Here is a 25,219-nt window from a genome sequence, read left to right as displayed (position 1 = left end):
ATATGCCATTTTGCTCAAAAAAATCACCTAAAATTCCAGGATACCAACGATATTGTCATCTAAAAATCTGCCCCCCGGATAGTTGTTGGTATAATCAAAATTTAACCAGATATCGCCCTCCGGATCGGTATGGTAAAAAATACTGTTGTTATAGGCTTCCTGCTTAAAGGCTTCCTTTCTTATGAAATTCACGATCCTATTCAGCTCTTCTTCACTGGAAATTTTTAATTCGGGATATACATGGGTGGGTGTCCTTACCAACCTCACCCTGGCACCCACAAATTTTAAGCTCGCAGCCATCAGAATGGCATGATCATCACAATCGCCGTTGAACCTGCCATCGATCGACAGGTGTTCGATAGTTTCATGTGGGGAGGCGAAATATTCTTCCCCCTCAGGATCTGCGACATATACCCATTTTGAATTTATTTCCTTAAACACAGAGAGGTATTGAACCATTTTTCTGTCTGCAGGCTTATCTATTTTGTCCTGAAAGTGTTTGGTAGCAGCCTTTACGGCAAAATTTCTGGTGATGGCACTTTTTTCGCTGATAAGTTCCTGTAACTTAATAGCATTGATAAAGGGCTCATGATCAGAAGACATCACTGAAACCAACTGAGATTGATTTTGCAAGTCGCTTACCAATCCAAAATAATCTTTCACCAAATCTTTGTAGCCGTATTGTCCATACAAGGTGCTGATACCAAGCCCAAACACCACCAAAACCATCACAGCGTAAATCAGCATCCTGATTCTTTTTACCACGTACAGTAAAACCACCACAAAAAACAAAAAGGCAATCACATATCCGGCATAGGATCCTCCTAATACCGGCCAGTTCCATTTGCTGAAATAGGGTACTGTCCATAACAACAAGGGCCAGGCCGTGATAAAAACAATACCCAGAAGAAACACATTAGTTGTAAAATAATCGTTGAGTAATTTAACTTTCTGCCGCAATAACTCTTTCATAGTCCCGCAAAATATTTAGTTAAAAAAATAACCTTTTTTTAGGTGAGGTTCTAAACAGTTTAACGAATAGAAATCAAAAACCGCTCCAAAAATTTGTAAATACCGAAGATTTTAAGTTTTCAACCTGACCGAAGCCCAATTTTTGACTGGTTATGTCGCAGTATCCTGTTTTGGTTCAGCTAATTCTTCCTTTCATTATCATAATATTAATAATAGAAATTAATATATTCATATAAAAAAATGATAATAACAATACAGACTTAAGAATTATACCAAAATTACACGTGGTTCACATAATGTTCCCACTTTTCCAAAACACCACGGAAGTCTTCAGGAAAATCTGAGTCGAAAGCGATGTGTCTGGCAGTCTCAGGATGTACAAATCCAAGAGATTTGGCATGTAACGCCTGGCGGGGCATCATTTTGAAACAGTTATCCACAAAGGATTTGTATTTGCTAAATGAAGTACCTTTTAAGATTTTATCGCCACCATAAGTGGCATCATTAAACAAAGGATGCCCCAGATATTTCATATGAGCCCTTATCTGGTGGGTACGTCCGGTTTCCAGGGTACATTGGATTAATGACACATAGCGTAGTGGCTTAATAAGCTTGTAATGGGTAACGGCCCTTCTGCCAAACTCTCCTTCCGGAAACGCAGTAGTTACCCTTCTGTCTTTCAGACTCCTTCCCAGATTTACATCGATGGTACCTTCGCTGAGTTTTGGTTCACCCCAGACAAGGGCATGGTAGGTTCGTTCGATAGAATGATCGAAAAATTGTCTGGCGAGGCTATTCATGGCCGCTTCCGTCTTTGCAATAACCAGAAGGCCGGAAGTATCCTTGTCTATACGGTGAACCAGACCCGGCCTGCCTTCATTGGCTTCCATGGTCGGCAAATGCTGAAAATAGTAGACCAAGGCATTGACCAGCGTGCCGGTCCAGTTATTGTAAGCCGGATGAACCACCATACCGGCCCGTTTATTGACCACCAGAATCGACGCATCCTCATAGACAATATCCAGAGGGATGTTTTCAGGAATCACCTCTGTGTCCCGGGGAGGCTTTGGTAACATGATTTGTATGGAATCCTTGGGCTTTACCTTGTAATTGGCCTTTACTGTAGAATTGTTGACCAGCACAAACTTGTTTTTTATGCCTTCCTGAATCTTGTTTCTGGTGATGTTTGGTAGACGGTCTAATAAAAATTTGTCAATACGCAATGGCTCCTGGCCAGGATCGACTACCAGGTGATGATGCTCAAACAACTCCTCCTCTTCACTATTGATATGTTCGGAATCCATGAGGTATTTCTTTATTTTTGCCAATTATTTAACAAAATCAATGATATTCCTGAAATTATTATCCCGAATTCCATTGGGGGTCCTTTATTTACTTTCAAAGCTAGTGTATTTTATAACTTTTCATATTGTGGGTTACCGAAAAAAGGTGGTCTATGAAAACCTGAAAAACGCTTTTCCCCAAAAATCAGATAAAGAAGTTAAAACCATCGCCCGGGAATTTTACAAGCGATTTTCAGATTTCATAGTAGAAGCACTTAAAGGCATCACGATCAGTTCGGCAGAACTAAACAGAAGAGTCAAATTTATTAATGTGGAAGTTCTGGAGCCTTACAGAAGCAGGAACCAATCAGTGGTAGTGCTGGCATCGCATCAGTTTAACTGGGAGTGGAGTTTGCTGGCTGGTTGTTTACAGTTGCCCTTTCCAATCGATGTTATTTATCAGAAACTTAGCAGCCAGGCTTTTGATAAGTTAATGCTTTCCACCAGATCACGATTTGGTGGAAACCCGATAGAAAAAGACAGTGCGTTATTGGAAATCATGAGGCGCAAAAACAGATTAAAAGCTTTAGGCATTGTTGCCGACCAATCACCCACGCCTGATGCACCTAAACATTGGACCCATTTTTTAAATCAGGAAACCGCTTTCTATCTGGGGGCGCAGCAGATTTCAAGAGTAACCAAATATCCGGCCTTTTTCATGAAGGTTAAAAACATAAAGAGAGGAAAATATGAAGTGGAACTTATAAACATCGGGTTGCCTCCTTATGAAAAAAATGGTTTTGACATCATAGAAAACTATGCACGGGAAACGGAAAAAGCCATCAATGAGGACCCCGCCGGCTGGTTATGGTCGCACCGGCGATGGAAACTTGAAAAACCACTTTACACCTGAATGAATTATCGCAACATTGATCCCCGAATCATAATACCTCCCGGAGCCTACGGCATACAACCTTGGCGCATACCATAAATCCTTCGTAACAATAAATGTCAAAGACAAATCAAATGACGCAGTAGCTGATGCTTATTGTAAAATTATTGGGAATAGATAACGGTTTTAATACGCTTATTTACGAAAAGTCCGGTGGTAAAGAGTATATTTATTAGCGTTTTATGATGACAAAGAATTGGAAGATTTAACATCCAGGCATATTTTTTTTTCAAGCAAGGATAAAATTCCTATTGAAAACATACAAGACAGCATTACCAGAGACAGTGGAGTAAATTTGCTAATCAAGCGGGAAGACCTGCTGCACCCCTTTGTTTCGGGAAATAAATTCAGAAAATTAAAATATAATCTTGTGGAGGCGAAGAGACAAAATGCCTCCCGGCTCATCACCTTTGGCGGTGCTTATTCAAACCATATCCTGGCCGTAGCTGCAGCAGGCTATGACAACAATTTTCAAACCAAAGGTATTATCCGCGGGGAAGAAACCCAACCGCTCAATCCGACCCTCGCCAAGGCCCAAAATAGCTTTGGTATGAAGCTGTATTATGCAAACAGATCAAGTTATCGTACAAAGTCAAAGGAAGACCTGCCGGATATGCTGGGGATCAACCGCAGGCATACTTATATTATCCCTGAAGGAGGCACCAACACCCTCGCGGTTAAAGGTTGTGCTGAAATAGTGGAAGACCTGCAAATCGATCCCGATTTCATCTGCTGTAGCTGTGGTACCGGGGGTACCCTAGCCGGCATTATCTGTGCCGTCAATGCGAAAACCAAGGTTACAGGCTTCTCCGCTCTGAAAGGTGATTTTTTAAAGGATGATATTGAAAAACTGGTGAATGCCTGTAACAACAACAAACATGACAACAATAAGTCTATAAACTGGGAAGTGAATACCGATTTCCACTTTGGCGGTTACGCTAAATTTAATGATCGGTTAATTGAGTTTATCAACCATTTCCGGACATCACACGGCATACCCTTAGACCCCATTTACACCGGCAAAATGATGTACGGGATTTATGCGCTAATGAAAAGTGGTTATTTTAAGAAGGGAGATACAGTGCTGGCCATTCATACCGGCGGCCTGCAGGGCATCGAAGGGTTTAATCAGCGCTTTGGAAAATTGATTCGAAATTAAATAGCTTTTGGTTTTATTAATGTGCCCTACCGGGCTATTGAAATGATCAGGTGTTTTCGAATTGTCAACTAAGTCCACCAATTTTCCAATTAAGCGAACTTTGCCAACCATATTCTTGTTATAATGCCCAAAAAATTCACATCAAAACCTGCAACACCTGATCAAGCTTACTAAAATGCCTGATAGCAATTTTATACTTCTTTTGTGACACCGCCTTGGCGTTGAATTTTGAAATAAAAATCTCCTTAAACCCCATTTTTTCGGCCTCGGTGATCCGGTTTCCCACACGATTTACCGCACGGATTTCTCCCCCTAAACCGACTTCTGCGGCAAAACAAAGGTTATCGGGTATTGGAATTTCGTTCATTGATGAAACAATGGAGACGCAAACAGCGAGGTCGATGGCAGGATCCTCCACCTTGAGGCCGCCTGCAATGTTGAGGAATACATCCTGCGTACCCAATCTGAACCCACCTCTCTTTTCCAAAACTGCCAGCAGCATATTAAGTCTTTTAGCATCAAACCCTGTGGAACTGCGTTGCGGCGTTCCGTAGTTGGCCGTACTGACCAACGATTGGACTTCTATAAGCAGCGAGCGGTTACCTTCAAGCGTTGCACCAATCGCAATGCCACTCAGATCCTGATCCTTTTGGGATATAAGAATCTCAGAGGGATTACTTACCTCTCTTAAACCTTGTCCAAGCATTTCATATATTCCCAATTCAGCGGTGGAGCCAAACCGGTTTTTAGTGGTACGCAGAATACGGTAAGCCAGGTGGCGATCCCCTTCAAATTGTAAAACCGTATCCACCATATGCTCCAGCACCTTGGGGCCTGCTATTGCGCCATCTTTGGTAATATGGCCAATCAAAAAAACAGGTGTGTTGGTTTGTTTGGCATATTTCATTAATTCGGTGGCACAATTTTTTACCTGCGAAATACTTCCGGCGGTAGCCTCTATGTAGCTGGTATGCAGGGTCTGAATAGAATCGATAATCACCAGGTCAGGTTTTAGTGACGTTATCTGTGTGAATATGTTTTGTGTAGCTGTTTCAGTCAGAATGAAACAACTCTCGGAAGTCATTTGCATGCGCTCAGCACGCATTTTTATTTGCTGTTCGCTTTCCTCACCTGACACGTACAATACCTTAAACCCCTGAAGGTGGACGGCCAATTGCAGCATTAAAGTTGATTTTCCGATTCCCGGTTCCCCCCCGATCAAAATCAGTGAGCCAGGCACGATACCTCCGCCCAATACCCGGTTTAGTTCCCGGTCAGGAGTGATTATTCTCTGCTCATTTTTAGACGTTATATGCTCCAAAGGTTGCGGCCGGCCCGCCGGCTGTGAGGCTGCCTGATCTGTATGCCAGCCAGGCTGACCATTATTCTCTTTGGAAATAACCTCTTCAACAATGGTATTCCACTCATGACACGAAGAGCATTTACCCTGCCATTTGGCGTACTGAGTGCCACAGTTTTGGCAAAAAAAAGCTGTTTTTACCTTCGTCATTTGTTGAGTAATTAGCAGTTGGCAATGGACAATTTTTGAAGCTAAGTTGTCAATTGTCAATTAAAAATAAGATTATTGTATCTGTTGCCAAGATAACAATACAATACATTTAATGGTAAAATTGTTGGTTGAATTTAACCGGAAACAAAAACAATTATCAGAAACCTTCGTCATCATCCTCCACCTCTTCAGTGGTCTCCTCAGGGGTGAGTTCGGTAGGAGGTTTATCGTCAATGACCACTTCGGTGGGTCGGTCTAATTCAAAAGGCTCGTCAATGTCGTAATACACCTTTCTGAACTCGTCAACAAAGTTCTGCACCTCATTCATCTCGCCTAAAATGAAGACGTATTCACCAATTTTGGCTTTTGCCACGTTGGTTTTGTTTTTGATAATGTCGTTAAACTCGTCGTTGTTAGAGTATAAAACCAACCTGTTATCTGAAAAACCCAAATAGTACCAGCTTGAAGATATTTTTAAGAAGACATTGACCACCTCGCCATTTTCGGTTTTCCTGATTTCCACAAACCCGTCAACCATCGCATTGATATCATCCCGGAAAATATTGGAAATACCAATTTTGGAATCAAGTGGATTGTAAAACGCTTTGTCTGTTTCTGACCATACCAGGTCAATATCAGAAATAGCCAGGGCTTTTGCCAGTTCATTTGATACCGAAACGAGCGCTACGTAATCTTCTTCTGTTTTATCATCGTATAAAGAGGCCGCCCGTTCGCCGATTATTTCTGAGGCTTTATAAAGCAATTTGGTTTTGTCCTCATGAGCCTCGGGTATACCCAGCCTTTCAATCAAATCCTGAATATCCAGTGCCATGCTGCTCATGGCCGGGGCAGGCAGGTTGTAATCAAAAACCAAAAAGGCGTTGAGGTTGAATTCGTTGGTCTCTATGTTTCCTTCTCCTTTACCTGCCGCTAATAGTTTTACCTGGGTGGTGTTGGGCGATAGAAATTGTAAAGGGCCTTCGAAGGTAACTCTGGAATTTTCTTCATCATAGGTAAATGATCTTCCGGAGAAAGACTGCCCGCTGCTTTTTGCAGTCTCTTCAATTTTAAAAGCGTTAGCCTTTTCATCAAACAGTAACATTCCCCTGGGAATGAAAAAGTCCTCGTCGCCAAGACTTTTGCGTTCGCTGACAAATGTCGTATAAAGGCCGTAGTCACCCGCATCAAAATGCAGGCCTGAGGACGGATCGGTACCATCACTTGTAACTATCTGGTCATAATTGATGATCACCTGCTGGGTATCGGAGATGGATTTATATGCTATCCACGTGTCGTAACCGCTCATCTTTTTCAAATCCAGCTTGACAAATCCTTCCAATTCTAAAGCCTGATTGGTGGCATACATAGTGGCTGTTCCCTTAAATATCATCCTGGGCGAAACCAGGATCTTATCGGCTTCTTCAATAGTTCCCCTGGAAACTGTTTGTAATTTTTCCTTTTTCTTGCCTTCACCAACAGATTCCAACTCAAAGCTGTTGAACTTAATACCAAAAGTATCTGCGGCGGCTACAAGGTCGTAGGTTGCGTCTCCTACAAATTCGTTTCTGGAAATAATGGTTATGTGACCATCACTAAGGTTATGGTAGCCATTTAATGTATCAATAACCAGGGTCGCATTTTCCAGCGGTTGCAGCTCTGAATTCTCCAACACCGTCAATTCATTGTTTTCCGGAGTAATTTTGGCATCTGCCACCTTAATAAAGGGGATGCCAGTCACGTGCAACTTCAGTTCGTTAATGTCATAGGTCGCTGCGGACCCATTAAAAGCCAAAGAATCAAGTTCTTCCCTGGTACTGTAAAAATAGGAGCTGTTGATATCGACCTCCTCGGGTTTTTCCATATTGACTGACCGGTCCTCCAAATTCCATTTGGCGTTGGTGATGGATGTCTTCATCTGCGCATAAGGAAAATTGATGGCAGCCACTCCTTCGATTTCCGGACTGACATCTGCGATGTTGTTTATTAAATCGAAATGCAATCGAATGTCATCACCCGATAATGCGGGCTTTTCGGGATTGCTGGATTTAATTTCAAATTTTGCGTGGCGGGCTGAGTAATAGTTGGAGGTAAAGGCGAGTTCATCGGAAATGGCCTCTGAACCCCTTGTCAATAACTGCCCTCCGCCAAGCACTCCTTGGGGTGTAATGTTCATAAACCCGTTTAATGAAGCTGTTGATTGATAGAGTTGCACAGGCTGATCAATATTATGAACATACATGCTATCTTTATCAGGGATCCACTTCATTTTGTAGTTTTCCACATATGCATCCGGAAAATCGGCTACCCCTATGGTTTGATTTTCCATAGTCATTTTTGAACCCTGCGTAACGATAGAATCAACGTAAAATACAAAGTCCTCAGATTCCAGTGTGGAGCTTAAATATTCAATCCTTCCATTCCCTCTCAGGCCATTTTGATCCAGGGTCAATTTTTTAAAGAACTTTCCTTTATTACCTTTTATTTCATAACCTTCAATGGGCACCTGATGCTCGAAGCCAAGGGAATTATCAGGCATTATTTTTAACTTTTCCTGAAAATCCGGTAGCACCCCACTCGTCACAAAAGTTCCCTCAAAGCCAACCGACCTAACATCACTCCCGCTAAGGCTGTCCATTTTGAAAGGTGGTATGACAAAATATACAGACATGTCCCTGTAAGCCCCCCCCAGAATTTCTTCACCGTCAAAATATACAATGGCCCCATTAGTGGCGCTAAATGACGGATAGCCCGGATATACTCTTCGGGCCGATTTATTGTTGGGTTTGTTAATCAGCAAAGTTCCGGAGGTCTGGTTCATCTTACTATTGGCCATGGCATTTTGAACATCGAGAGAATCTTGCCCCACCAGTTTATTATCCAGTTTGGATTTCTCTCCTCCGATTTCATCCTGCTCCTGGATGTAAAACCTTACCGAATCGATGGTTTGCATATCCACCAGAAAACTATCATATTTAAACGTAAAATTTCTGCCTATATACTCAAAATTGCCCACAAACAATTGGCCGTCAAAGACGAAATCACGATTTTTCATGAGGCGCACTTCCTTGTTTTCGGGAATAATATACACATCCAGCATTTCGCTTATGTAAAACTTATCGACACCTCTCACAGTCATCTCCCGATCTTCGAAACGATAAGTAGCGTTGGGTTTATTAGTCAACCTGGAAGCGATCAGCAGATTATCATAATCCTTTCTCCGGTTTTTTGATAAAACATTGTGATAGGCTTTGCGGCGTACCTTTATATCGCCGCTTCCCACACTGTAATCGATAAAATGATAACTCATCAAAAACTCCATAGCCGACCGTACAACATTACCCGGTTGCTTTGAAAACCTGATAAGATCTTCGACATTAAATTCGGATGAATTAATTTTGCGTGAGTAGCCAATTACCAAAAACAAAGGATGAAACTTATAAATACCGGCCATTTCTCCAAACCGGTCAGGGTTAAAATACTCTCGCGACTCAAAATAGGCAGATATCTGGCTTCTGGCATTTAAAATCGAGATATCGAGACTGTCTGAATTTAAATCCCATTTAATCATATCGGCGGTAACATCCATGTTGAAGTATGAAGCAAAAAATGGAGCATACTTATATCTGCCCTGATCTTTCAACACGACCAGGTGATTATTGAGAAAATTGTATTTTATTCGTATGGCCGGGTGTGTGATTGAATCACCATTTTGATAGATGACTACCGAGGCTACATCCGCTTCTACCAGCGAGTCACTCATAAAATAACGGAATGCTTTGGAACGGAATTTCCGCTGCCCGTTTTTACTCACCTCAATCGAGGCAGGCCCCGCATATAAGGAAGAGCTTGATATTTTTTGGCCTTCCAGAGAAAAGCCACCTTTGTAAACCAATTCATCGTTGTTGGCAAGCTTTACTTTTACATTATTTTCGTAAGACTTAAACCTGGGGAATTTTGCCTTTTCTTTGCGCTCATGGCGGCGGCTTTCAAAATCAAAAACACCTTCCACCACCTTATCCAGTTTTCCCATATAACTCATCTTAACATTTTCTGCCGACAGTTTCGGTTTGGTTACATCAAAATTGTATTTATCAAAGTTACAATAAACCGAGTCGGGTCCCAGACCCGCTACCGACCAATCAAATTTACCTCCGGAGCCGACAAAAGTATAATCCTTTAACATCAACGATCCACTGCTGTTGACCAGAGCCGTGGAGTCAAAGGAAGTAACAAAAATCATATCAATACTTTCGAAAGTTATAACAGGACCTTCAAGCGCTGGTTGGGGTGCTCCAGCCAGCAGTAGCTGTTCAGGCCCAGGTTCCTCTACTTCTTCCTGGTTATCCCAATTGGTATCCCAGTCATCATTGCTTTCTTCTTCGTCCCAGTCGCTAAACCAATCTTCGCTATCTTCAGCTTCATCCTTAATTTCAGTTTCCTCCGGGATTACTTCCTCCACCGCCGACTCTATAAAATCAAACTGATAACTGGCATTTTCAAAATATAATTTGTTAAAGGGCGAATGATAAAGGGCCTTGTGGTCAAATATGGTTCGCAAGGTGGAAAAGAGATTTTTGATTTCCTTACTGTCATATTGTTCAACCGTTTTGTGACTTATTTCCAATAATTTGGAGAGGCTTTGTCCACTAAGGTTTTCTTTACTCACTGCGTAAACCAGCGATGCAAAAAGATTTTCAAAATGCGGTCTGACAGGTACACCTTTATCGTATAAATCGGAAGCTATTTCCATGATCTTTTTCTTCTGATCCTGCGAAAAAGCGTTTCCGTTCCAAAGTTCCTTAAAACCTGCCCCTACCTCCTGGGCGGTAGGGATTTTGGTACGATTCATCATTTCCACTACCTGTGTTGAAAAGGCCGTATCAACCTCAAATTTGTGGTCCTGTGAAAATGCCTGGTAACTACTTACCAAAAACAATGTCAATATACAGTGTATGCTAAATTTCATTCACTCACCATTCAACAGAACTATGTTAGCTCCAGTCAATTTATTACATTTTTTTAACGTTCGGATACACAAAAAAATGTAATTTTTATGGATTATTACTTTCAATTTGCTGATTTATAGCGTCATGTAAGTTATTACGGTACTATTTCTCAAATAATAAGCAGGACCAGTCGTTTTTGCATGAAGTCACGGAAAGTGTAAAACCCAGCTCAGTCGCAAGCCTGATCAGCATATCTTCATCATGGCGGTAAAAACCACTCAGAAGTAGTTTTCCACCGGAAGATTCAATTTTCTTCGCATAATGAGGCAGATCATGTATCAACACATTACGGTTAATATTGCCCACAATGATATCATACTTTCCTGAGACAGTGGTCACATCACCTTTTTGAACCCGGATCTGACCGCATTGATTGAGTTCGATGTTTTCAAGGCAGTTTTCAATGCTCCATTCATCAATGTCACAGGCAGTAATCAGCCTGGCACCCCGCAGTTTTGCCATGATCGCTAAAACACCGGTGCCACAACCCACATCCAACACACTTTTATTTTGATGGTCGATAACCAATTGGTTTTTCAGCATCAGATAAGTAGTTTCATGGTGTCCGGTACCGAAGGACATTTTCGGGTTGATAACAATTTCATAAGGATATGATTTTTCGAACTGATGAAATGACGCCCTCACAACACATTCATCTCCGATAAAAATAGGTTCGTAATTGCTTTCCCACTGCTGATTCCAATTCTTTTTTTCTACCGCATTCAACTCATAAGAGAAAGAAAAGACCGGCAGGTATTTCTCCCGGATTGCGTTGAGTAAGTCCTGGTCTGCTTCACCGGCTTCGAGATAGGCGTAAAACCCGTTTTCATTTTCAACAAATGAGTCAAATCCCATTGTTGAAATTTCTGCGATCAGAATATCGTTGAATTCAGCAGGGCAGTTTATCTTAATCTCCAGGAAATCCATGGCGAAAAGTGTCAAATCCGCTAATCACACCCGGCATAGGAAATTACATCCGTGTAGTAAATAGTAAAATCGGCATTGGAGGGTTGGTTCTGGACAAAAATAGTGAAGTCAGCAAAGTCTCTTTTATCAGTAAAATACCATAGTCCGGTGTCATCAGCCAGTAGCCGGTTTTCCTCTCTAAATACTCGCAAATCGGCAAAGGCCTCTGTTTTTTCCTCATAAACAATATAATCGGCCCTCTTTTTTACTGGTTCTAGGTAAACCACACCAAAAATGCTGCAGGGGTCTGCCTGCCGTTTTGCCAGGTTTTGATCAATCGGCAAAAGGCCGGTGCACCATTGGGCCAGTAACCAAATAACGCCAATACTCATTGAAACGATTTTACAATATCAACAAAATCCCTGGATTTAAGGGAAGCGCCACCGATCAGACCACCGTCGACATCTTTTCCCGCAAATAGCTCTCCTGCATTTGCGGGTTTAGCACTTCCTCCGTAAAGGATACTCAATCCTTCAGCAATTTCCCGGCCAAATTTCCCGGCCAAATGATTTCGAAGCACTTCATGCATTTCCTGTGCCTGTCCCGCTGTTGCGGTTTTCCCTGTACCTATGGCCCATATGGGTTCATAGGCAATAACAATCCCGGTGATTTCTTCCTCATTTAAATGAAACAGGCTCTCCGTCAATTGTTGGCAGACAAAGTCGAAATGAGTGTCATTTTCCCTGATTTCCAGTGACTCGCCACAGCAAAAAATAGGCTTTAACCCATGAGCGAGGGCCGTGTTGACTTTTTTAGTCAGCAGTTCGTTGGTTTCGTTGAAATATTCCCTTCTTTCACTGTGCCCTAAAATAACATATTCAGCCTGGACTGATTTAAGCATGGCTGCAGAAACCTCACCGGTGTAAGCACCGGACACGTGCTCATTGCAGTTCTGTGCACCGAGAAAAATGTTGGTTGCCCCATCCAATAACCTGGATACGCCTGAAAGATGAACAAAAGGGGTGGCCAATATCACGGTTACTTCATCATTGACCTCGTCTTTTACCATATGAACGATTTCAGAGGTGAGTTGAAGACCTTCTTGCAGGTCATTGTTCATTTTCCAGTTGCCAGCAACAATTTTTTTTCTCATTATGATGAAGTTTTTAGTGAAAATCGAAGGCCAAATATAGGCATTAATTTAATTTCTGTTTTAAAAAGCCTGCGGTATAACCCTCTTTAATTTCCACCATTTCTTCCGGGGTACCTGAGAATACAACATTACCCCCTTTTTCACCACCTTCAGGGCCTAAATCTATGATCCAGTCTGCGGATTTTATGACCTCCATGTTATGTTCTATAATTACCGCGGTATTGCCCTGATCAATCAGGGCATTGATCGCTTTAAGTAACTTTCTGATGTCGTGAAAATGTAATCCGGTAGTAGGCTCGTCAAAGATAAATAAAATATGTTCCCTGGCATTTCCTGATCCTTTACCTAAATAGGACGCCAGTTTTACCCTTTGAGCCTCACCTCCACTCAGTGAGCTCGACGATTGTCCTAAACGGACGTACCCCATCCCAACTTCCTGAAGTGGCAACAGTTTATTGAGAATGGCAGTTTTGTCATTAAAAAACTCAACACTTTCATCAACAGTCATGTCGAGGATCTCCGAAACTGTCTTTTCCTTGTAGGTAATCTCCAATATCTCACTTTTAAAACGTTTGCCTTTACAGCTTTCACAGGTCAGTTGAATATCGGCCATAAATTGCATTTCTATTTTGACGATGCCTTCACCCTGGCAGGTTTCACAACGGCCTCCATCAACATTAAAAGAGAAATATGAAGGTTTGTAGCCCCTTTGTTTGGCCAGAGGTTGTTCGGCAAATAATTGTCTGATGCCGTCGTAGGCTTTTACATAGGTGACAGGGTTGGAGCGGGAAGATTTACCAATTGGGTTTTGATCAATGAACTCTATGCGATCAATGCGTTTGTAATCACCTGCCAACTTGTCGTATTTACCTGACATATCACCTACGGTACCCAGGATTTTGCCGATGGCAGGGTACAAGATTTTCTTGAGTAAAGTGGACTTACCCGAGCCACTGACACCTGTTATCGCTGTTAGGACATCAAGGGGTATTTTAACATCAATGTTTTTGAGATTATTTTCCCTGGCGCCGATAATTTCGACCGCATCGCGCCATTTTCGCCTTATCTTGGAGATTTCAATCGTATCTACACCCATCAGGAAGTTGGCCGTGTGGGTATTTGTACCATCCAAATCGCTCACTTTTCCCTGGAATACCAACCGCCCCCCCAGGGTACCTGCGCCTGGTCCAATGTCTATCAACTGATCCGCTTCACGCATTATCTCTTCTTCATGCTCCACGACAATAACCGTGTTGCCTAAATCTCTCAAAGATTTTAAAACACTGATAAGACGTGCCGTATCCCTTGGATGCAAGCCTATACTAGGCTCATCCAAAATATACATAGAGCCTACCAGTGCGCTGCCCAGAGAGGTAGCTAACTTAATCCTCTGAAATTCACCTCCTGACAAAGTACTTGACAATCTATTGAGAGTCAGGTAACCTAAACCTACCCGTGACATGTAATCCAGCCGGTTGTTGATTTCCTTTAAAATTCTGGCAGCAATTTTTCGGTGAAAAGTGTTTAACTTCAGTTGTGCAAAATAGTCTTGAACCCGCTCGATAGGCAGCAACACGAGGTCAATGATCGAACGACCATCAATTTTGACATACGCGGCATCCTTTCGCAACCGGCTGCCACGGCAATCAGGACAGACGGTTCGCCCCCGGTAACGGGAAAGTAGTACACGGTATTGGATTTTGTGCGTTTTGGATTCGAGATGTTTGAAAAAAGCATTTAAGCCTTTAAAATATTTGTTCCCCTTCCACAGTAACTCCTGTTCTTCTTCGGTAAGTTCGTTGAATGGCCGGTGTATGGGGAAATCGAATTCCATAGCACTATTAATCAGAGGATCCAGCCATTTTTTCATGGTTTCGCTACGCCAGGGAGCAACAGCACCTTCAAAAACCGACAACCCTTTATCCGGAATGACAAGATCCCGGTCTATACCCAATATTCTGCCAAAACCTTCGCATGTACGACAAGCCCCATAGGGATTGTTGAAGCTGAACAAATTGACACCGGGGATTTCAAACCGCTGTCCATCCAGTTCAAATTTGTCTGAAAATACCTTCTTCTTACCCCCTGCAATGGTAACCTGGCAGCTTCCCTCGCCTTCAAAAAAAGCCGTCTGAACCGAATCCGCCAACCTGAATTGCGTTTCCTCGTCATCTTTTTTTACTATAGCACGGTCTATGAGAATAAATCGCGCGCCGGCATTTTCAAATACATCTGCATTTTTTTGCAGGTCTTCAATAAAGTAAAGATCATCATCAACAACCAGACGGGTATAACCTTTACTTAACAATATATTTAATTCCTGTTCTGCCGTTCTGTCCCTCCTTAGATGAAAAGGGCTTAATATCATAATCTTACTCCCCTCTTTCAGCCCCTTTATAAATTCTACCACATCCGTAACGGTATCTTTGGTGACTTTCTCTCCGGAAATCGGTGAGTATGTGACGCCTATTCTGGCGAATAATAGCTTCAGGTAATCATAAATCTCGGTAGTTGTACCTACGGTCGACCGGGGATTCCGGGTGCTCACCTTTTGTTCAATGGCAATGGCGGGTGAAACACCCCTGATATAATCAACCTCTGGTTTTTCCATACGCCCCAGAAACTGTCTGGCATAAGAACTAAGGCTTTCTACATACATTCTTTGACCTTCGGCAAACAAGGTATCAAAAGCCAGGGAAGATTTGCCTGAACCCGATAGTCCCGTGATGACCACAAATTTGTATCTGGGTATGGCGACAGAAACATTTTTCAGATTGTTTACCCTGGCCCCTTTAATGATAATGTATCTTTTGGGATCTAATTTTTCAAGGTCATGAATTTCTTGTACTGCTAATGCCTCCTTCATAGTCCGACAAAGATAATATAATAGGTTAAATTTTGGATATTACAAATCTTGAATTATCAAAATCTACAATTGAACAAGAAAACATACATTAAAGTTAAATACAAACAAAATTTTTTGAGGCATTGTTTTTGTTGTTAAAAAAGTACCGAATTATCAATGAGATCGAAACAATCGACTATTTTAACGACATATAACCAAATTATTATTTTTACTTTTTCAAAAAAATAAGTACATTTAATTTGCATCTTAGACGCATTTTGCTAGTTTTGATAGTTGTTTAAATATTTTTTTCTAACCATAAACATTGCTTCACAATATGAAATAGACCTCTACGTTAACTAAAATGTGTGATTATAATGAAGAAGTATTCAGTAAGTGATAGCAAATTAATATCACAGTACAAAAACGGTAACGAAGAGGCTTTTGAACTACTATTAACGAGGCATAAGTCCAGAATTTTTACAAGTATTTATTTAATCGTAAAAGATCAGTATATTGCTGAAGATCTTTTACAAGAAACGTTCATTAAGGTCGTTAACACTATTAAGAATGGTAAATACAACGAGGAGGGAAAGTTTTTACCATGGGTAATGAGGATAGCGCACAATTTATCTATCGATCACTTTAGAAAAGTGAAACGCTATCCGACTATTGTAATGGAAGACGGAACTAATGTATTTAATAACTTAGAGTTTTCCGAGGAGTCCTTCGAGACTCAACAAATCAGGAAGGAGACGCACAAAAAGTTAAGGAATTTGATTAAGGAGTTGCCTTCCACCCAAAAAGAAGTGTTAATAATGAGGCACTACATGCAGATGAGCTTCCAGGAAATCGCTGATGCAACCGGAGTGAGCATCAATACGGCACTTGGAAGAATGCGCTATGCCTTGATCAATTTAAGGAAGAAAATGCTCAAATATAATATCGCCTATGATCAAAACATTTACCCCAAATGATGTCATCAGATACTTATACAATGAAACATCAGAGGAAGAAAACAAAGCAATAGCTCAAGCACTGATTATTGACGCAGAGCTGCTCGAAATATATATGCAATTGAAGCAATCTGCCGAAAAACTGGATGAAATAGAGAAGAATCCTTCTGAAAATGTCATCAATAACATTTTAAACTATTCAAAATCAAAGGATTTAGATTCTGTTTGCTAGCAAAGGCAAGGCTCAGTAGAATTATTTGGTGAGAGATTCGTATGACAAGAAGGGAGCGCTACCAGGCTTTTATAGCGCATTTTTCGGAAAATAATCCCGATGCTGAGACCGAGCTAAACTTTAGCAACCCATATGAGTTGCTGATAGCAGTGATATTGAGTGCGCAATGCACAGATAAGCGCATCAATATCGTCACCCCTGCTATCTTCAGGGATTTTCCTTCCCCTGAACATCTCGCCTCCAGTAATTTTGACGAATTATTTCCCTATATTAAAAGTGTGTCGTATCCAAACAATAAAACCAAACATTTATTGGGTATGGCTAAAATGTTGGTGGAAGACTTCAACTCGGAAATCCCTTCTGATCTGAAAGACTTGCAGAAACTTCCGGGAGTGGGCCGGAAAACGGCCAATGTTATCGCTTCGGTTATATTCAACCAACCGGCCATGGCGGTAGATACCCATGTATTCAGGGTTTCTAAAAGAGTGGGCCTTGTTACACAAAATGCTAAAACACCACTGGACGCTGAACGTCAGTTAGTAAAATACATTCCCGAGGAACATATTTCCAAGGCGCACCACTGGCTGATTTTGCATGGAAGGTATGTATGCCTGGCCCGGAAACCCAAATGCGAAATTTGTAAAATCGACTCCTTTTGCCGTTATTATGAGAAAAATTATTAGCAAACAGGCTTCTTTTTTCCATGTGTGGAATCAATGTCATCATAGATAAAAAAAACCAGCTTACCCCGTCGAACATCTTAAAAATGAACCGGGCCCTCGCCCACAGGGGACCGGATACCAGCGAGTATAAAACATTTCCTTTTGGCAATCACAGCATTTACCTCGGCCATACCCGCCTCAAAATCATGGATCTAAGCGACCGGGCCAACCAGCCCATGACCATTGCACCGGATCGGTACTTTCTGATTTTCAATGGTGAAATTTATAATTTTTATGAATTAAGAAATGAACTGGTAGATTTAGGATGCCAATTTACTACCTCTTCAGACACGGAAGTACTGCTTCAGTGGTTGATTTGTAAGGGATCCAAGGGTTTGACAAGCCTGCGGGGTATGTTTGCGTTTGTTTTAATAGACGTGCAGGAAAACACTTTATTATGTGCCAGGGATCCGGCCGGTATGAAGCCTTTTTTTTACTTTGAAAATGAAACGTATTTTATCATCTCATCAGAAATCCATGGTCTGTTGGCTTCGGATTTAATAAACAGGGAACTTAACATAAGGCAGGTTCATCACTATCTGAATTTCCGGCATACACTGGGGCCTGATACTTTTTTTCAAAACATATTTGAACTTTCTCCAGGCCATCAGTTGACCTGGTCAGGGGAAAAAAATATCCTTCGATTTCATCACCATAGCAACAGCGGCGAGCCGGAGGCAAATGATAAGAACATCAGGGACCATGTCGAAGAATTATTAATCGATGCGGTGGGTACGCATTGGGTAGCAGATGTTCCGGTAGGGCTGTTTCTAAGTGGAGGCATTGACTCTACCTTGTTGCTCGCCCTGCTCAAAACCCATTACGGTCAGAAATGCCGGACTTTTGCAATCACCCACCGTCGTAGGGAGGGGTCATTTGGTACTCAGGACGGTCACTTTGCCAGGCTGGCAGCCAGGCAATTTGGTACCATTCACGAGGAACTGGAAGCAGAACCCGGTATGTTAAGCGATTTTCAGGACTTTATTTCAAAACTGGATCAGCCTGTCGGTGACAGTGCGGCCCTGCTGACTTTTTTTCTGAGTGAACTGGCAAAGAGGTCGGTAGGCGTAGTTTTATCAGGAGCAGGGGCTGACGAATGGTTTGGGGGATACAACAGACACCTGGCTTATTTTAAGTATTTGAAAAATTATGGTATATACACTAAGCTGATACCGCCACTTAAAAAAGTGCTAAATTGGTTCCCTTCCGGCTACAATCATCCCTTTAGAAAAAATTTTCAGCTTTGGAAAAAGTTTGCCACCAGCATTGACCCTGATCCTACGCAAACTTTTCAAAATATGACATCATTTGGATTTACGGAGCATAACGGAGCATTTGCGCACTGGAACAAAGAATTCACAGGAATTGACCGGGTTGACCACTATCTGGGACAAGGTTTAGATTATGACAGACAAAATTACCTGGTCAATGATATATTGAATCTCAATGACAGAATGACCATGCGACACAGCCTCGAAATGAGAATGCCATATTTATCCCATAATTTAACGCAATACATGCATAATATCCCTCCGGCCTGTCTTTTGGCAAAAGGAAGAAAATGGCTGTTGAAAGAGTTGCTTAAAAAATACGAGGGGCAGGCATTTGTGAACAGGTCTAAGGAAGGGTTCGGACTTCCTTTCGGCAATTGGTTAAGAAACGGGAAAGCAAACCACCTGCTGGAATTTTTATACAATGAAAAAAGTATTATTTTTGAAACCGGAAGCAAGGAACTAATTATTAACCAGTTAAAAAATCACAATGAAGGGAAAGCCGACAATACTTTGTTTTTATGGTCGGTGATTGTTTTAGGTAATTGGTTGGAAATACATTTTGGTTAATACATTGAAGATTTTATATATACATCAATACTTTAAAACCCCGGAAGAAGGAGGAGCCATCAGATCTTACTACCTTGCCAGGGGATTGGTTGAAGCGGGATATGAGGTAGAAATGATTACTGCGCATAACAGGCCAGCTTACGAAAAAAAGGACGTTGAAGGGATAACGGTACACTACCTGCCTGTTCCTTATGAAAATGCTTTTGGTTTTTTAAGACGCATTATTGCCTTTGTGAAGTTTTACTTCCTGGCTTATAAAAAGGCAAAATCGATAACCGGAACAGATATCATTTATGCCACATCCACACCGCTAACCGTAGGTTTACTAGCATTGCGGTTAAAAAAGAAATTGAAAGTTCCCTATTATTTTGAAGTAAGAGACCTGTGGCCGGAAGCCCCGGTGCAGATGGGCGTTATAAAAAATCAGTTTCTGAAGCGCTGGCTTAAAAAGCAGGAAGGTAGAATTTACCGGGAAGCTGATAAGATTGTCGCACTATCTCCCGGTATCAGGGATCATATTAAAAACATCGTTCCTCATAAACCGACCTATATCATTCCCAACATGTCGGATTGCCATTTTTTTAACCTAACACCGAAAAATAAAAAACTGGAACAGGAAATTGGTTTTAAGGATCAATTCGTTATCGGATACTTTGGTGCTATTGGAAGGGTCAATAAACTCGAATATTTTCTTGATTTTATTGAAATGCTTAATGAAACAAATAGTAAAGTTTCATTTTTAATTATCGGCAAGGGTGGCAGTTTATCCGGTTTGAAGGAAAAGGCTGAAAGGAAAAATATCAAAAATTTAAAATTTCTGCCTTTTCAGAATAAAGCAGGTGTCAGACGCCTGCTCGGTGTAATGGATGCAGTGTATATTTCATTTGATCAGAAAGCCGTTTTGGAAACCAATAGTCCCAATAAATATTTTGATGCTTTGGCCGCCGGTAAGTTGGTAATCACCAATACAGACGGATGGATACGAGAAATGGCAGAAAGCCATCAATGTGGATTTTACGCCGATCCGAATAATCCGAAATCTGTTTATGAAAAACTGGCCCCTTTTTTCAAGGACAAAAACCTGCTGTTACAACATCAAAGAAACGCCAGAAATCTGGCGGAGCTATATTATTCCAGGGAAATTCAGGTAAAAAAACTGATCCATATATTCGACAACAGGCAGCCCCTGAGAATTAACGAGGATCCGGTCTATATTTTGACTGCGTGAAAATTTTGTTCGCATCGGTTTCTTTCATCAATGCCGCGAATTCCGTACCGGTTTCCTCCCTGTACTTCCTGATGACCTGCCACCCGAGCCACCTGGCTATTCTGCCGGGACATTTATCTCCGATTTCCGGAATATTCGGGCGCTCATTCAGGTATTTGATCTTGACAAAATGGTTGGCCTCATACAGCAGCGATTCTTCAATGAAATGAGCCCAGATTCGCTCCTGGTTATAATTAATGCCATCAATTTCCTCCTGACTATACCCTAAAAGCACGCCGTCAGGAATACAAGGCAGCATTTCCCTGGTAAAAGCATAAGCCTTGCCGAAATAGATCATTTCAGCCAACATGGTTTTATTCTCCAGGTTGGTGGCATTAAAAGAATCCGATAAAAACAATATACAGGAAGAAACAAGGTGGGCCTTGTTTAACCTTCTTCGTATGTACTGCGGAATGTCCTTGGGGCGAAAGGTAGCACCTTCACCTAAAAACCAATCCAGCCCCAGGATAATTAAATCCGGTGACACATATAAGTCACTTCCATCTCCCAAACCGGTGATAATGGTTTGTATTTTAGGTGGCTCAAACCCGGGATAGTGGTATTTGATCCGCTTAAATGCCTCCTCGAATGAATCCCTGATATCGTTCAAATCACCAAAAAGCAAATCCACCTCCATGCGCACGGTATCCAGGTGGGGGCTGGAAGATAACCCCAACAGCTTATTTACCAAAACCGAGTCATGGGGATATTGCGAACGTTGATAAAATGCCTCGGCCAATACCGGGTGTGCATCCATGAATCCGATGGCTTCTTCTGCTGAGTTTAATGCAAAAAATGCATCTTCCAGTCTTTCTATTTCAACATTGACGGTTAAGTGTTCTGTATTGATATCCTCTCCACATTGCTTTTCCGCACATGAAGAAATTAACAGTAAGCTTAGTGGTATTATTAAAACCTGATAGGCGCTCTTCATACATGTTTCAATTAAATGATACCGGAAGCCAGATCCCGACAAAAAAACCCTCCTTATAACGTCAAAACTATAAAAATAATGCAATATTATTTATGCTATTGAGATCCATTCTTACACAAAAAACTAAAATACCCCTATGTCGAAATTTTAAGCTGGTCTATTTACTGCTCAGTAAATCAATCAGTTTGGGTTCTGATTTGCTGACGGCAATAAAATTAGGCCCTAGGAAGTCCTCATATTTAAATTCATACTTTCTGAACTCCACTACTTTTGGGAAAATTTTTCCTAGAACGTAGTTATGAGACTCGAAAAATTTGTAGTAATCGATCAACAACTTTTTCGTTGAAATATTTATGTATCCGTATTCAAACTGTATTGCTTTAATATTTCCATGTTTAAGGCTATTTTCAAATCCTTTCAAGGCATCGAATTCCGCTCCTTCGACATCAAGCTTTAAAAAATCCAGGCAATCTATTTGGCGTTCTCTCATAAAGTCATCACCCCGCACAAGCTCAATAACGACCTTTTGATTGGCATTATATGACAATCCTTCAATATCATATAAAGAGGAGTGGGCATCTGAATTGAATATGTTAATTTCCCTGGAGCAGTTGTCTTTGAATAACCCCCTTTTAATAGGAACAACATTTTGACAGTCTTGCAAATTTTCAACCAATTGCTGAAAAGTGCTTTCGACCGGTTCAAAAGAATAAAGCTTGCAATCAGGAATAACCTGCTTGATGGCAAGGGAATAGTCTCCGGTATTCGCTCCTCCATCCACGATGATCTGTGGGTCAATTTCCGATATTTTCTTCAATATGGTTAATTCGCCATTGCTGTATATATCGTGATTTCTGTTTTCATAAAACCGGTTTAACGACAGTCCAAAACCTGCCAGGCCTTTAAAAAATACGTTATGGCAATTCCTTTTAAGGAGTCTTTTTGCACCTATCATGTCAGTTTAGGGATTCTGTTATATTTAAATAATTGTCTACCTATATTGTCAGGCCAGAAAACAGGACAAATGCATTTAAAAATTTGATGAAAAAACTGCCATAAGGAGCCAATAAGTCCTGAGACACAAAGCATGTCTCATGATGTTTTATTTTTCCAAAATCGCCAGTCCGTTTGGCCAGCCTAGACTCGGTAAAGATAGATAATTAGCGCATTATTTCTAAGCGCTTTTCTGCTATTTTTGGACAAATGAAAGGCTCAGGAAGGATATCAAAAGGCACTAGGGGATACATCACCAGATCTGGAAATCTACCATTTCTAATGTCTTTCTCTCAGTATGAAAAGACAAAAATAGATAGAAGGTATCTGGAATTAAAGACAGAGTTTTGTTTGGATGTTTATGCCAAATTAGTTCTCTGATGACAATTCTCTGTTGAAGCAATACTTTTTGTTGTCGGATGGCTTGCTTTTTTAGTATTAATGTTTAGTTTTTAATTTTAGATATTTTTCTTAATGCTTTGTCAAATGACAAGCCATTTTGTTTGGGGCCTAGCTGTGGTTTTTCAATGAATACTTGTGAAAGATTTCCAAGAAAGAAAGGTGTAGCTATTAGTCTAACGTAAGCACAGAAAGAAGAATACCAGCTAAGGGTCCATGTGGTATTTGGATAAAGATAGTTGGGGTGTTAGCAGACATAGTCTTTTCATTAGGGAACAAACTAGCAACAGGAACCACTATGGAATACTTAACCGATTAGTGTTTGATATAATTCAGTGCTCGTGAAGATCCATGAGTATGGATTTTCACCAACCTGGAAACATTGGGAAAATACAATGGTGGGCAGGCGTGGCACACACTTAACAACTGGCATATAATAATAAATTAATCACCAAAACCCTTTCTAAAATGAGCAAACTAACATTTTTCTTAAGTCTATCATTATTGCTATTTGCATGCACCGATGATAATGAGGTATTACTCGCAGAGCGTAATTCTAACACTACCATCAAATCCATTGACGGAAGATTGGTTGTTAGTGACACAGATCAATTTTTTCAGATTTTTAGAGATCTTAGTGATTATACCCATGAACAATTAGAGGCCTGGTCCAAAAATTTTTCTTATAAATCTTTGAACAAGGCATTGAGTGATTTCTCCCAGGTTAATGGAGCGACAAATCCAGCTTTGGAAGATCTGTCAAGCTTTAATTTTCCCCAGGCCTACTTATATCTGCTGAATGAGCAAGGGTTGATGCAGGTGGGAGATGAAGTCATATTTTTCCAGAAGGGCCAACAACATTATGTGGATCATCAAAGTGTCCGGGATTTTCGCGAAATAAAAACGGATCCCGATCTTATCAAAAAGTCATTCGATGTGAAGGTAAGTTATTATTCTCCCGATATTTCCATCAATAACGGAAAGACTGATTTGGGTTTGATTGATTTGGATGCGAGGTGGCAAAATGAATTTGATATTAAATCTCATATGGGTGTGCCTATATCAGGTAGAAGAAAGTATGTTCATGAAATCTTAACATTTACTTCTATGAACATATCCGTAGTAGTGTTACAAGTAAAGCTAGAGTGGAAAGGAAGTGGTGGGTGGAAAGAAGCCGGGGAAAAAAGAAATATCACTCTCGCATTAAATACTAACACAAAAATGTTAAGAGCGAGTACCGGCTCTCTTTTCTGCGCCCCAACCACTAAAAGCATAAATTTAAGCCTAACAAATTATACAGGGATGTACAGTAATCAGATTGGGCTTTTTATGGATGAGCCGACACCTTGCGAATTCATTTATGATGATTCTTTCTGGCAAATAGAGGTTGCTGGGTTCATTAAACATGCCGTATCAGGCGATGATCCTGACAACGAATGGGTAATTATTATATCTAAGAAAACAAAGTAGACCAGAAAAGTAATAAAATTACAGCCAACCCCATTCTTTTAAACTTTTAAGCTATCAAAGTCAGTATTGATACAATGGGATTTCAAAAGGTCATTTTCGGTTAAATACACCTATACTAAACTGCAAAAAAAACACTAAATTAGTAAAAGGGAGTTTCTGCGGATTCTACTACTGGCGACTTCAGTTTTTTATTTTTAAATCTCTTATTAACAACAGGTTAACCCCTTAAGCAAACAACATTGAATACCCATCATTAATTAGGCCTTCCTTCTAATTAGATTTTGACAAGGTATGCAGAAGAATATTTGGTTCAATTCTTTCGTGTTTTTATAAAACATAGAAAAAAGCTTGTCAAGTGGTATTTTGGTAAGTGAATACCCTTTCACTGTTGTTAAATCTTGCAAATTCCAAAGATTGTTTGGAGTCCCTGATTACTGACCTTGTCTTAAAACCCCATTTTCGATATAAAATGGTTAAAAACGGGGGTTTTGTCTGCATTATAAAAGAGCAAAAACCCTGTCTAAGCGTCTTAAATGATGTTTTTTTCGTAATTATTAATTAGAAGGGAAGCCTAATTACAAATGCAGAACAAAAAAGTTTATTTATAAAAAATCCCTGA

General features: G+C 40.8%; 18 protein-coding genes. 8 read left to right on the top strand and 10 right to left on the bottom strand.

The window, feature by feature from the left end; translation table 11 throughout:
* Positions 1–27: 27 nt before the first annotated feature.
* Together AC04NP_RS19805 and AC04NP_RS19800 are read right to left on the bottom strand one after the other, a co-directional pair.
* On the bottom strand, positions 28–972 hold the full coding sequence (locus tag AC04NP_RS19805) for a hypothetical protein (protein WP_482861670.1): 945 nt from the start codon (positions 970–972) through the stop codon (positions 28–30).
* 278 nt (positions 973–1,250) lie between these two features.
* Positions 1,251–2,276 (bottom strand): RluA family pseudouridine synthase, encoded by a 1,026-nt coding sequence (locus AC04NP_RS19800; RefSeq protein ID WP_482861669.1) that lies wholly within the window; start codon positions 2,274–2,276, stop codon positions 1,251–1,253.
* Between AC04NP_RS19800 and AC04NP_RS19795 the strand changes: the two genes are divergently transcribed.
* Both AC04NP_RS19795 and AC04NP_RS19790 read left to right on the top strand, forming a co-directional pair.
* Positions 2,275–3,168: a lysophospholipid acyltransferase family protein gene (locus tag AC04NP_RS19795; RefSeq protein ID WP_482861668.1), complete on the top strand. Its 894-nt coding sequence runs from the start codon at positions 2,275–2,277 to the stop codon at positions 3,166–3,168. The two genes, AC04NP_RS19800 and AC04NP_RS19795, sit on opposite strands and share 2 nt — an antisense overlap.
* A gap of 235 nt (positions 3,169–3,403) precedes the next feature.
* The gene (locus AC04NP_RS19790) at positions 3,404–4,366 is read left to right on the top strand and encodes a 1-aminocyclopropane-1-carboxylate deaminase/D-cysteine desulfhydrase (protein ID WP_482861667.1); all 963 of its coding nucleotides are present in this window, start codon (positions 3,404–3,406) and stop codon (positions 4,364–4,366) included.
* Positions 4,367–4,502: 136 nt separating this feature from the next.
* Here AC04NP_RS19790 and radA read toward each other — a convergent pair whose 3' ends face one another.
* The 6 genes from radA to uvrA form a co-directional block, all read right to left on the bottom strand.
* Positions 4,503–5,876, bottom strand: coding sequence for a DNA repair protein RadA (gene radA, locus AC04NP_RS19785; protein ID WP_482861666.1), 1,374 nt, complete (start codon positions 5,874–5,876; stop codon positions 4,503–4,505).
* Positions 5,877–6,033: 157 nt separating this feature from the next.
* Positions 6,034–10,842 carry a hypothetical protein gene (locus AC04NP_RS19780; protein ID WP_482861665.1) on the bottom strand — a complete coding sequence of 1,603 codons (4,809 nt, stop codon included), beginning with the start codon at positions 10,840–10,842 and terminating at the stop codon, positions 6,034–6,036.
* Between the two features lie 142 nt (positions 10,843–10,984).
* On the bottom strand, positions 10,985–11,809 hold the full coding sequence (gene prmA, locus AC04NP_RS19775) for a 50S ribosomal protein L11 methyltransferase (RefSeq protein ID WP_482861664.1): 825 nt from the start codon (positions 11,807–11,809) through the stop codon (positions 10,985–10,987).
* Between the two features lie 20 nt (positions 11,810–11,829).
* Positions 11,830–12,180 (bottom strand): 7(1) septoil knot domain-containing protein, encoded by a 351-nt coding sequence (locus AC04NP_RS19770; RefSeq protein WP_482861663.1) that lies wholly within the window; start codon positions 12,178–12,180, stop codon positions 11,830–11,832.
* On the bottom strand, positions 12,177–12,941 hold the full coding sequence (gene tpiA, locus AC04NP_RS19765) for a triose-phosphate isomerase (RefSeq protein ID WP_482861662.1): 765 nt from the start codon (positions 12,939–12,941) through the stop codon (positions 12,177–12,179). The genes AC04NP_RS19770 and tpiA overlap by 4 nt, the downstream gene beginning before the upstream one ends.
* A 43-nt stretch (positions 12,942–12,984) precedes the next feature.
* Complete coding sequence (gene uvrA / locus AC04NP_RS19760) at positions 12,985–15,807, bottom strand: excinuclease ABC subunit UvrA (protein ID WP_482861661.1); 2,823 nt, start codon at positions 15,805–15,807, stop codon at positions 12,985–12,987.
* A gap of 356 nt (positions 15,808–16,163) precedes the next feature.
* Between uvrA and AC04NP_RS19755 the strand changes: the two genes are divergently transcribed.
* The 5 genes from AC04NP_RS19755 to AC04NP_RS19735 are packed head-to-tail and all read left to right on the top strand — an operon-like array spanning position 16,164 to position 20,765.
* On the top strand, positions 16,164–16,763 hold the full coding sequence (locus AC04NP_RS19755) for an RNA polymerase sigma factor (protein ID WP_482861660.1): 600 nt from the start codon (positions 16,164–16,166) through the stop codon (positions 16,761–16,763).
* The gene (locus AC04NP_RS19750; RefSeq protein ID WP_482861659.1) at positions 16,738–16,974 is read left to right on the top strand and encodes a hypothetical protein; all 237 of its coding nucleotides are present in this window, start codon (positions 16,738–16,740) and stop codon (positions 16,972–16,974) included. The genes AC04NP_RS19755 and AC04NP_RS19750 overlap by 26 nt, the downstream gene beginning before the upstream one ends.
* A gap of 41 nt (positions 16,975–17,015) precedes the next feature.
* On the top strand, positions 17,016–17,657 hold the full coding sequence (gene nth / locus AC04NP_RS19745; protein ID WP_482861658.1) for an endonuclease III: 642 nt from the start codon (positions 17,016–17,018) through the stop codon (positions 17,655–17,657).
* 20 nt (positions 17,658–17,677) lie between these two features.
* On the top strand, positions 17,678–19,537 hold the full coding sequence (gene asnB / locus AC04NP_RS19740; RefSeq protein WP_482861657.1) for an asparagine synthase (glutamine-hydrolyzing): 1,860 nt from the start codon (positions 17,678–17,680) through the stop codon (positions 19,535–19,537).
* A gap of 4 nt (positions 19,538–19,541) precedes the next feature.
* Positions 19,542–20,765: a glycosyltransferase family 4 protein gene (locus tag AC04NP_RS19735; RefSeq protein WP_482861656.1), complete on the top strand. Its 1,224-nt coding sequence runs from the start codon at positions 19,542–19,544 to the stop codon at positions 20,763–20,765.
* On the opposite strand, the gene gldB is transcribed toward AC04NP_RS19735, so the two are convergent.
* Positions 20,731–21,738 (bottom strand): gliding motility lipoprotein GldB, encoded by a 1,008-nt coding sequence (gene gldB, locus AC04NP_RS19730; protein ID WP_482861655.1) that lies wholly within the window; start codon positions 21,736–21,738, stop codon positions 20,731–20,733. The two genes, AC04NP_RS19735 and gldB, sit on opposite strands and share 35 nt — an antisense overlap.
* 157 nt (positions 21,739–21,895) lie before the next feature.
* Positions 21,896–22,693 (bottom strand): FkbM family methyltransferase, encoded by a 798-nt coding sequence (locus AC04NP_RS19725; RefSeq protein WP_482861654.1) that lies wholly within the window; start codon positions 22,691–22,693, stop codon positions 21,896–21,898.
* A 905-nt stretch (positions 22,694–23,598) separates the two neighbouring features.
* On the opposite strand from AC04NP_RS19725, the gene AC04NP_RS19720 reads away from it, so the two are divergent.
* A complete protein-coding gene (locus AC04NP_RS19720; protein ID WP_482861653.1) occupies positions 23,599–24,600 on the top strand; it encodes a hypothetical protein in 1,002 nt (333 codons plus the stop codon).
* Positions 24,601–25,219 lie beyond the last annotated feature (619 nt).

Source organism: Agaribacillus sp. DX54 (assembly GCF_056858335.1).
The sequence above is the reverse complement of the archived record's forward strand: the minus strand, read 5'-3'. Positions and strand labels throughout refer to the sequence as shown.

Coding starts and splice junctions, on each gene's coding strand:
- AC04NP_RS19770 (WP_482861663.1), bottom strand. CDS start 12,180: ATGAGTATTGGCGTTATTTGGTTACTGGCCCAATGGTGCACCGGCCTT.
- AC04NP_RS19800 (WP_482861669.1), bottom strand. CDS start 2,276: ATGGATTCCGAACATATCAATAGTGAAGAGGAGGAGTTGTTTGAGCAT.
- uvrA (WP_482861661.1), bottom strand. CDS start 15,807: ATGAAGGAGGCATTAGCAGTACAAGAAATTCATGACCTTGAAAAATTA.
- AC04NP_RS19780 (WP_482861665.1), bottom strand. CDS start 10,842: ATGAAATTTAGCATACACTGTATATTGACATTGTTTTTGGTAAGTAGT.
- AC04NP_RS19750 (WP_482861659.1), top strand. CDS start 16,738: ATGATCAAAACATTTACCCCAAATGATGTCATCAGATACTTATACAAT.
- gldB (WP_482861655.1), bottom strand. CDS start 21,738: ATGAAGAGCGCCTATCAGGTTTTAATAATACCACTAAGCTTACTGTTA.
- tpiA (WP_482861662.1), bottom strand. CDS start 12,941: ATGAGAAAAAAAATTGTTGCTGGCAACTGGAAAATGAACAATGACCTG.
- AC04NP_RS19720 (WP_482861653.1), top strand. CDS start 23,599: ATGAGCAAACTAACATTTTTCTTAAGTCTATCATTATTGCTATTTGCA.
- nth (WP_482861658.1), top strand. CDS start 17,016: ATGACAAGAAGGGAGCGCTACCAGGCTTTTATAGCGCATTTTTCGGAA.
- AC04NP_RS19725 (WP_482861654.1), bottom strand. CDS start 22,693: ATGATAGGTGCAAAAAGACTCCTTAAAAGGAATTGCCATAACGTATTT.
- AC04NP_RS19795 (WP_482861668.1), top strand. CDS start 2,275: ATGAGGTATTTCTTTATTTTTGCCAATTATTTAACAAAATCAATGATA.
- prmA (WP_482861664.1), bottom strand. CDS start 11,809: ATGGATTTCCTGGAGATTAAGATAAACTGCCCTGCTGAATTCAACGAT.
- radA (WP_482861666.1), bottom strand. CDS start 5,876: ATGACGAAGGTAAAAACAGCTTTTTTTTGCCAAAACTGTGGCACTCAG.
- AC04NP_RS19805 (WP_482861670.1), bottom strand. CDS start 972: ATGAAAGAGTTATTGCGGCAGAAAGTTAAATTACTCAACGATTATTTT.
- asnB (WP_482861657.1), top strand. CDS start 17,678: ATGTGTGGAATCAATGTCATCATAGATAAAAAAAACCAGCTTACCCCG.
- AC04NP_RS19755 (WP_482861660.1), top strand. CDS start 16,164: ATGAAGAAGTATTCAGTAAGTGATAGCAAATTAATATCACAGTACAAA.